Source organism: Xenorhabdus sp. SGI246 (genome assembly GCF_040838225.1).
Lineage (GTDB): Bacteria > Pseudomonadota > Gammaproteobacteria > Enterobacterales > Enterobacteriaceae > Xenorhabdus > Xenorhabdus indica.
In genome coordinates, this window is sequence record NZ_JBFPEZ010000148.1 from 1 (window position 1) to 1,772 (window position 1,772).

General features: G+C 43.1%; 1 protein-coding gene and 1 pseudogene. Both read left to right on the forward strand.

Going from position 1 to position 1,772, the window contains the following annotated elements; all coding sequences use genetic code 11:
- Positions 1-97: 97 nt before the first annotated feature.
- Positions 98-925 (forward strand): annotated as a pseudogene (locus ABLA85_RS18630) (IS110 family transposase); the annotation flags it as partial.
- A gap of 90 nt (positions 926-1,015) precedes the next feature.
- Positions 1,016-1,756, forward strand: a complete 741-nt coding sequence (locus ABLA85_RS18635) for an IS5 family transposase (protein ID WP_367965802.1) — start codon at positions 1,016-1,018, stop codon at positions 1,754-1,756.
- The last annotated feature ends 16 nt before the right edge of the window (positions 1,757-1,772 follow it).

Below are 1,772 nucleotides of genomic sequence, written 5' to 3' on the forward strand. Positions count from 1 at the left end.
TTCATGACGACACTATCTAGGGCGTGTAATGAGATGGCCTTCCCCACCCTATAGCAGTAAATTGATAGTGTGATTCTTTTTAGAAGAGGCCATCATCATGAACAGTACAACACTTATCGGTATTGACCTGGGTAAAAATACCTTTCATCTACACTGTCAAGATCAAAATGGAAAAGCCCTTTATCGTAAGAAAATGACCCGCCCTAAGCTCGTTGAATTCCTGTGCGTCACTCCTCGTGCAACTATCGTGATGGAAGCTTGTCCGGGTTCGCATTTTATGGCGCGTAAAATAGCTGCACTCGGTCACGAAACTAAATTGATTTCACCTCAGTTTGTTCGCCCTTTTGTTAAAAGCAATAAAAATGATTTCATTGATGCTGAAGCCATTTGTGAAGCTGCTTCTCGGCCTTCTATGCGATTTGTTCAGCCTCGCACGGAAGGTCAACAATGCATGAGAGCATTACATCGTGTCCGGGAATCTCTGGTCAGTGACAAAGTGAAAACCACCAACCAGATGCACGCTTTCTTATTGGAGTTTGGGATCAGTATGCCGAAAGGCCTCGCAGTGATTAAGCGGTTATCTGAAGTTATCACTGAACATGACCTTCCTCCTTATCTGATACAACTGCTCCAACGTTTACATGCTCATTATCTGTACCTTGTCGGACAACTCAATGAAATTGAAAAAGAACTTGATTCAACCCTCAAACAAGATGAAGGGGCCCAGCGGTTACTGACTATCCCATCAATCGGCCCTATCACAGCAAGTCTGCTGGCTTCATCACTCGGAGATGGAAGGCAATATGCTCACAGTCGAGAATTTGCTGCCTCTACAGGATTAGTTCCGAGACAATATAGCACCGGGGGGCGTAACACCCTTTTAGGGATAAGTAAACGAGGCAATGGGCAACTCAGAAAATTGCTAGGGCGTGTTGACGTTTCGTGGAGGGAAGTTTGAACAGCATGATGATCTGGTATCATTGTCTTCGCGAAAAAACCATTACCCCAGCTCATCATGCCAAGAACAATGTTATCAAAATCTTTATGGAATACGCTAGCTGTATTAATGCAACAACATGGATGTATTTACCACAAAGACGCGCATTACCTGACTTTCGAAGGGATCCTTTATCGAATGAGAACGGGATGTCCGTGGCGGGATTTACCCGATGAATTTGGCAAATGGAATACGCTTTTTAAGCGCTTTAACGCCTGGTCAAAGAAAGGTGTTTTTGAGTTATTATTCAGATTGTTATCTGAAAATACAGACACCGAATGGTTATTCATTGATGGGAGTATTGTCCGCGCTCATCAACATAGCTCAGGGGCAGCTTCAACAGAAGATGAAGCCATCGGTAAAAGTCGAGGTGGACGTTCGACTAAAATTCATTTGGCCGTAGACAGTTATGGTTTGCCTGTCCATTTTGAGCTGTCAGGGGGTCAAACGCACGACATTGTACATGCAGAAAGTTTGGTCACCCATTCACCAGCATCCGATTTTGTGATCGCGGATAAAGGTTACGATAGCGGTACTTTCAGAGATTTCGTTGAAAAACAAGGTTCAAAAACGGTCATTCCCTATCGAAAAAATAGCCGAAAACCCGATAAAAATATTGATGAAGTTTTATACTGTTATCGGCATTTGGTCGAAAATGCGTTTGCCAGAATAAAACATTTTCGAGCTATTGCAACAAGATACGATAAATTAGCGCGAAATTACGCCAGTATGTTGGCACTGGCGTTTGTCATTATATAGCTAAATCAACATAACC

Coding starts and splice junctions, on each gene's coding strand:
- ABLA85_RS18635 (WP_367965802.1), top strand. CDS start 1,016: ATGCCAAGAACAATGTTATCAAAATCTTTATGGAATACGCTAGCTGTA.